Origin of the sequence: Nostoc cycadae WK-1, assembly GCF_002897135.1 — a bacterium.
Lineage (GTDB): Bacteria > Cyanobacteriota > Cyanobacteriia > Cyanobacteriales > Nostocaceae > Nostoc_B.
In genome coordinates this window covers 63,555-70,160 of the sequence record NZ_DF978446.1, presented here as the reverse complement: position 1 = coordinate 70,160, position 6,606 = coordinate 63,555, and the positions used below count along the sequence as shown (strand labels likewise).

Below are 6,606 nucleotides of genomic sequence, written 5' to 3'. Positions count from 1 at the left end.
AGTAGTGACAACACAATCAAACTCTGGAAGATTCCAGATTTAAAATTAGACTCTTTAATGCAAGACAATTGTGATTGGGTACGCAATTATTTAGAGAATAATATTAATGTCAGCGAGAGTGACAGGCACTTGTGTGATGGTATTGGCAGGCAGTAGGGAGCAGGGGAGCAGGGGAAAGTTGCAATGGGTATACTCAGAGAATCTTTTAGAAAGGGCGATCGCATTTTTGCACAACTTCAGGAGCGATCGCAGCAAAATCTACGCCATGATTAATAAAATATAGGGCAAATTTAAATAGGAGAATACCAGATGCAATCGGCGTTACGAATTGAAACTCAAGTTTTACCAGGCAACAAAATTGAAATTAATTTGCCTAATGATACTGCTTTAACCTCAGTAGGACAAACCGTTGAAGTGATTGTCTTGTTACCAGAACAGAAACCTGCACTAAAAAACCAATCAATTCTGACATTGCTTGAAGAAATCCATAGACAACGCCCTGTCGGAAGAAGTGTAGAAGAAATTAATCGAGATATACAGGTAGAGAAAGAGGCATGGGACAACTAACATTTTCCAATGCTGACCGTATATACATTGATACAGTAACGATTATTTACGCTGTTGAACAGACCCCAATTTATGGAATGTTGCTGAATCCTCTATGGAATAACCTTCAGACAGGAAACCTGGAAGTTTTTACCAGTGAACTGACTTTGATGGAAACTCTAGTCATACCAATGAGAAATTCAGATATATTTCTGATTAATGCCTACGAGCGATTATTGCAATCACCCCAAATACAATTAGTTCCCATTAGTCAAGCCATCTTGAAGGACGCAGCAAGGCTACGTGCTATAACACCTTCATTGAGAACACCCGATGCCATTCATCTTGCAACAGCTACAGCATTAGGCTGTACCCAGTTTCTCACCAATGACCGACAACTAAGAACAGTGTCAAACTTATTCATCGTGATTTTAGATGAAGTGCTGGCATCATGAGCGATCGCACAATCAACTATTCTTCTGCTGGTGCAAATACCACATCTTCATAGAGTAGTGCGATCGCTAACTCAAATTCGATGCTTGATAAGGTAATCATATCTCCCTCCGTGTAGGGATAGTAAAGCCACATTCTTCCCTCTCCCCGACAGTAGCGTTCAACAGATATTTTTTCGGAATCTATCAATAAATATTCTTGTAAAGAGGGAATTGTTAAGTAATTAGTGAATTTTTCGCCCCGATCTTTGCTGCTTGTACCAGGGGATAAAACTTCAGCAATGATTGTAGGATTTTGAATAAATTTGCGAGCATTCAAGTCTTGAGGGTCGCAACTAACAATCACATCAGGATAATAATAGATATTTTTAGCATCAAATTGCACTTTCACATCCGATACATTAATTCGGCAGCCTCTAGCGCGTAAATGTGGGCGTAAGGCTGTGTAAAAATTCAGTGCAATGTCATTGTGGGGAATTGTCCCACCTGTCATGGCAAAAACTTCGCCGTTGACATATTCATAACGAAGCTCTTGCTGGAGTTCCCATACGAGATATTCCTCGATGGTCATTTTTTGTGGTTGTGGGGAGATGGCTACCATAGCAAGATTGTTTCTCGTTTTTTTGATTTTAGCTTGGAGGGCGGAATGGCTATAGTCCTTAGTCTCTAGCCCTTATTTCCCAGATTGAGCAATTTTTCATAATATCCTGTTACAGATTCTCGGAAGTCGAAGGTAGAGTATAGGTCTTAATCATCTATATTTTGTAACTCTCCATGTTTCGACAACCTGCTTTTGGCATCGCTTTAAGTACGCTTGTCCTTGCTAGTGGATTTATCACTACTCCCATACCAAGCCACTCATCTACTAACAACACAACTCAGCAGATTGCTTCAAGTCAGCTGGCCTCATCCACTACTACCTTTAACACGACCGCATTAGAAAAATCAGTTTTTGAACAAATAAATCGCTATCGATCTGCTAAAAAACTGCCAAAGTTAACTCTAAATGCTAATATCTCTCGACAAGCCAGAATTCACAGTCAAAATATGGCTAAGGGGAAAGTTCCCTTTAGCCATAACGGATTTGAAAAGCGTGTCACAGCTACTTCAATTCGCTTCAATAGTGCAGGCGAAAATGTTGCAGTTAATCAGGGATACAGCAATCCTGCTAGTCAGGCTGTGATTGGTTGGTTAGATAGTCCTGGACATTTAAAGAATATCAAGGGTAAATACAACCTGACTGGGGTTGGTGTGGCGACTAATCAGCAAGGCGAAGTCTATTTAACGCAAATTTTTATTCTAACTAGATAAATTTACTGGCTGAAATTATGTAGTGTCTAAGGGTATTCTTTTGTGAAAGACACTGCATTTATGGTTGAGTGACTCATGACATTACCAGATTTTCAGGTTTGCGATCGCGATATTAATGACTCTACCCTCAGTGAGTACTTAAAAGCCGAGGCGATCGCTGTTGATACAGAAACTATGGGATTATTACCACAGCGCGATCGCTTGTGTCTCGTTCAGCTGTGCAACTCACAAGGTAAAGTCACAGCAATTCGCATTACTAGAGGACAAACCCAATCGCCAAATTTAAAACAACTTCTTGAAGCCAAGAATGTACTGAAGATTTTTCACTTTGCCCGTTTTGATGTTGCGACTTTACGCCACAACTTAGGAATTTATGTCCAGCCTGTTTTTTGTACTAAAATTGCCAGTAAATTAGCCCGGACTTACACCAACCGTCACGGACTTAAAGAGGTAGTACAAGAGTTAGAACAAGTAGAACTTGATAAAAGCGCCCAAAGTTCTGATTGGGGTAATGCTGCTAATTTAACTGAGGCGCAATTAAGTTATGCTGCCAATGATGTTCGCTATTTAATTAGTGTCCAGCACAAGCTGAGTGAAATGCTTAAACGAGAAGAACGTTGGGAACTCGCACAAGAATGCTTTCAAGTTTTACCAACAATCGTTTCATTAGATTTATTGCAGTTCAAAGATTTATTTGAGCATTGATTAAAAGTCAAGAGTCCATAGTCCATAGTATTAGGACATCAGTAAAAGATAAGACTTAGACAGCACAGGTTTCTTAATGCTGTCACCTGTCCCCTGCCATACCATTGACTATTGACTCTTGACCATTGACTATTGACCAGATTTTTGTTGATTTTCTGCGTGGTTTTTCAGACGAGAGACAACATTATAGTCATCTGCACCTGCGGGAGTTCTAGATTCAACGATACCTTCTGTTGGGCCGCCAATTGCCTTCCATGCGCCTAGACCACCAATTAATTGAGATACATGCTCAAAACCAGCGGAACGCAGAACTTGTGCAGCTTGAGCAGATTCTTGATCATTGCCACCGTAAACATAAATATCACGGCTTTTGTCTAGAGATGGTACTGCGCGGTCTGCTAATTCATCAATAGGCATGGGCATTGATCCCATGATATGGCCTTCGTTATATGTCTGGCGATCGCGCACATCCAAAATTGTAAAAGCTGGTTCGCCCCATTCCAAGCGAGACTTGAGAACATGAGCATCAGACTGAGGTTCGATTGGTGGCTGTTGAGGAATAATACCGCCTACTAAATTATTCATAAAATATCCTTAACTAACTTCGCTAACAGCAATTTAACGAGATTGAACTATTTAATTGCTCTTTCTCTGGTATGAATGTTATAAAAGTCTTACTTATGGCATATTGGTTGATTTTTTACTATTTATGACCTCTTTATAAGTGTTACTAAATTAATATTTACTTTCTACAAAACCTATATAATTTATTGTTTTATCTGGGTAGTTGCCAACAATAATTTTTCTTCAATATCGTGTCGAATTGCTGGTCTAATATTATTGGCAGTATTCAGACAATTTATTAGTAACTTATTAGCCATATAATATTCCTGAAGCAACTCTATTTGCTGTTTACTCAACTGCCAATCGTGACAAATATTCCGATATTTAACCAAAAGTTCTCTAAAATTTTCATTCCAGAATTTACCATGCTCTATCCACCACTTACGAAATTTATGGGGATTGCTTTGTGCATTTGGTAGTTGTTTTTTCAGATTGTGGAGAAATTGTTTAAATTTAGGCTCAACAACTAAATTCAGTGCTTTATCAAAGGCAATATTTAAAGCATGGTCATAGTCAAAAACAATAGCATCATTCAAAATATAATTACAGGCAAACTCTAGTTCCCCAGCACAGGCAAAAGTACTCGTGAGAAACTCATCTATAGCAAGTTCAGGATTAAATGCTAAATTCCCAATCATAGCACGTTCCAGACCATAGCTAGATGAATGGCAAAAGACTTGGTGTTGAGGAAAATTGCTACCTTTGAGAAACACCTCTAATGAACGACCAACACAAACGATGTAAAAAGCTCGAATAGCACCTGGTTTATATTGAGTAGTAACTGAGTTAGATTTTTGATGCAGCCACAATAGAAAATCTTGAATTTTCTGGTCATGAGCCACTAAAATATCTATTTTTTGTTTCATTAACCGCAGCATTGTTTCAGCATCAGGCAACATACTTACGGTTAGTAAAAAGACATTTTTCCAGCGTTTATCAGTAATATGATTAATCAGTTGATTTATTGACTGTTCTTGGTAATTTAAGACAATATTTTTTGCTGTCAAATATTCTTGCAAAGCCAGATGAGAGAAAGAGTATATTCCCTGCGATCGCTCCACTAATACACCATAATTCACCTCAAGTAATTTCATGAATTTTGCACCATATTGAGCCTGCTGATTTAGCAATTCTGAACTACTACGGAAATATTCATTATCTTTAGTTAAACATTGAACTATTAGTGTTTGGATTATTTCTTCTTCAAAAAAATAATTACTTTGTTCAAAAGTAATAGCAGCAATTTGAGCCAGTAGTTTTTTTACATTAGCTAAATTTAAATTACAGCCAACTGAATGCCTTTGAATACCTTTGGTTTCATCCCATCGACTCAGCAAAATATTTAATGCTTGCTCATATAACTTAGCTGGCTTAAATGTAAATTCAGATTTTGCTTGAAAGAATAAACAAATTAGATGTAGTAAAATTGGTATTATTGCTAATTCTCTAAATTGCTTATTTTCTGGTAAATTTAGTTGATGAATAAATAAATTGCCGATAGCTTCCCCATCTTCTCTAGATTCATGAGCAACTGCTACGAACCAGTTTTTGACAAAAGCCTCAGCCTGTTGCATATCAAAGTCGGCAATTTCGATTTCTGTAAACCCCGGAAATTTGTATTTTTGAGCCGCTATTCGACAGCTAATCACAAACTTATTTTTGTAATAAGTCTGACAAAAACGCCGGATTTCTTTATTAACCTGATTTACTTCCTCCACTTGTACTTCATCTAACCCATCCAATAAAATCAACATTTTACCTGCAATTAATAAACTTAATGTTGATTCAGATTCAATCCCACAACTCAGAAATTCCTGGCTAATATACTTCAACAAATTGAAATCACTATTATCTTTAAAGTCGTCAGCAAAGTCCTTGAGGCTGATAAAAATTGCCACAAGATTTGGTTGTAATTCTCCTTTATTACACTCAACCGCCAAATATTTTAAGAATGTTGTTTTACCTATAGCTGGTTTACCCAGCACCATCAACTTCGAGTAAAGCAATACTGCTTCTAACCCTGATAATTTTTGGGGAACCTGGTCTTTCACTAGCCGTTCAAAGCCTGATTCAAAACAAAATTCTTTCAACAAATCTCCAATCTCTAACCATCGTTGGCTAGTAATTTTTTCTAATACATAAACAGTAGTATAAATATCAACTAATGGAATTGCCTGAGCAATATCCAACATTTGCAGAGTACCGCATTGGTCTTGAATTTTGTCTTGGCGCTTTTGGCGGATTTCCTGCACCAATATATTTAAATCTCTATTATTTCTATGTGATGTAGTAGTCAATTCTGAAGTTATATCTTCTGGTAGACCAGCAATTTTTTGCCAAGATAATCCTAAATGTTGACAAATTTGCACAAAGCAACTGCGAGAAACTGGCTCACCTGCAAAAAACTTAGATACTGGTTGACGAGTAATACCTAAAGCTATTGCTAATTTATGTTGGCTTAAAGTTTTGTCAGTTAAAGCTGTTTTTGCAGCTCTGATACCTTCTAAGGAAGCTCTTAGTCCTTGGCTTGTCATACAATCAGCTTTTTAAGTGTTTTTGGTTACATAGAGAAAGGTAGCTGCACGTAGACACACCCTGGACAGATGGCTGTACTTTTCCAAAGGAGATAGTTATGGAAAGTTGAGAGTGAATTATGTTACTAGATGTACACCTGAAATCAGTTGAGCCAGGCTTAGTGAGGAATTTACTTTCTGTCTGAAGGGTATTTTTTTGGTAAATACTCAGGAAATTTAACTTCCCGTGAAGATAGAAGTATTACGATATACTGCAATATTCAAAAACATACAAAAATCATACAAAACTTATACATTTGGTATGCACTATGATAGCTGAACTTTTCTGAAATTTAATAGAAAATTAAGTGTATCTCAGTAGAGTAGTGGCAATGTCTGACTAAAGGCTGTTTTCTGTCTAAGTATTCAACTTAGGTAAATGTCAAGAAAAACTA

At 37.3% G+C, this 6,606-nt stretch carries 7 protein-coding genes; 4 read left to right on the top strand and 3 right to left on the bottom strand.

What is annotated here, in order from left to right; genetic code table 11:
- The first annotated feature begins 309 nt into the window (after positions 1-309).
- Together NCWK1_RS26650 and NCWK1_RS26645 are read left to right on the top strand one after the other, a co-directional pair.
- Positions 310-567 (top strand): hypothetical protein, encoded by a 258-nt coding sequence (locus tag NCWK1_RS26650; RefSeq protein ID WP_103126781.1) that lies wholly within the window; start codon positions 310-312, stop codon positions 565-567.
- A complete protein-coding gene (locus NCWK1_RS26645) occupies positions 555-1,001 on the top strand; it encodes a type II toxin-antitoxin system VapC family toxin (protein ID WP_103126780.1) in 447 nt (148 codons plus the stop codon). Before NCWK1_RS26650 ends, NCWK1_RS26645 begins: the two co-directional genes overlap by 13 nt.
- A 16-nt stretch (positions 1,002-1,017) precedes the next feature.
- Here the strand turns inward: NCWK1_RS26645 and NCWK1_RS26640 are convergent, their stop codons facing one another.
- A complete protein-coding gene (locus tag NCWK1_RS26640) occupies positions 1,018-1,599 on the bottom strand; it encodes a Uma2 family endonuclease (protein ID WP_103126779.1) in 582 nt (193 codons plus the stop codon).
- 173 nt (positions 1,600-1,772) lie between these two features.
- On the opposite strand from NCWK1_RS26640, the gene NCWK1_RS26635 reads away from it, so the two are divergent.
- Together NCWK1_RS26635 and NCWK1_RS26630 are read left to right on the top strand one after the other, a co-directional pair.
- Positions 1,773-2,309 carry a CAP domain-containing protein gene (locus tag NCWK1_RS26635; protein WP_103126778.1) on the top strand — a complete coding sequence of 179 codons (537 nt, stop codon included), beginning with the start codon at positions 1,773-1,775 and terminating at the stop codon, positions 2,307-2,309.
- A gap of 75 nt (positions 2,310-2,384) precedes the next feature.
- Positions 2,385-3,014: a ribonuclease H-like domain-containing protein gene (locus tag NCWK1_RS26630; RefSeq protein WP_096579230.1), complete on the top strand. Its 630-nt coding sequence runs from the start codon at positions 2,385-2,387 to the stop codon at positions 3,012-3,014.
- Positions 3,015-3,143: 129 nt separating this feature from the next.
- On the opposite strand, the gene NCWK1_RS26625 is transcribed toward NCWK1_RS26630, so the two are convergent.
- Both NCWK1_RS26625 and NCWK1_RS26620 read right to left on the bottom strand, forming a co-directional pair.
- Positions 3,144-3,599 carry a rhodanese-like domain-containing protein gene (locus NCWK1_RS26625; protein ID WP_103126777.1) on the bottom strand — a complete coding sequence of 152 codons (456 nt, stop codon included), beginning with the start codon at positions 3,597-3,599 and terminating at the stop codon, positions 3,144-3,146.
- A 182-nt stretch (positions 3,600-3,781) separates the two neighbouring features.
- Positions 3,782-6,172: an NACHT domain-containing protein gene (locus tag NCWK1_RS26620; RefSeq protein WP_103126776.1), complete on the bottom strand. Its 2,391-nt coding sequence runs from the start codon at positions 6,170-6,172 to the stop codon at positions 3,782-3,784.
- Positions 6,173-6,606 lie beyond the last annotated feature (434 nt).

Bases quoted from the DNA above. Each gene is read 5' to 3' on its own strand.
- NCWK1_RS26645 (WP_103126780.1), top strand. From the start codon at position 555: ATGGGACAACTAACATTTTCCAATGCTGACCGTATATACATTGATACA.
- NCWK1_RS26635 (WP_103126778.1), top strand. From the start codon at position 1,773: ATGTTTCGACAACCTGCTTTTGGCATCGCTTTAAGTACGCTTGTCCTT.
- NCWK1_RS26640 (WP_103126779.1), bottom strand. From the start codon at position 1,599: ATGGTAGCCATCTCCCCACAACCACAAAAAATGACCATCGAGGAATAT.
- NCWK1_RS26620 (WP_103126776.1), bottom strand. From the start codon at position 6,172: ATGACAAGCCAAGGACTAAGAGCTTCCTTAGAAGGTATCAGAGCTGCA.
- NCWK1_RS26630 (WP_096579230.1), top strand. From the start codon at position 2,385: ATGACATTACCAGATTTTCAGGTTTGCGATCGCGATATTAATGACTCT.
- NCWK1_RS26625 (WP_103126777.1), bottom strand. From the start codon at position 3,599: ATGAATAATTTAGTAGGCGGTATTATTCCTCAACAGCCACCAATCGAA.
- NCWK1_RS26650 (WP_103126781.1), top strand. From the start codon at position 310: ATGCAATCGGCGTTACGAATTGAAACTCAAGTTTTACCAGGCAACAAA.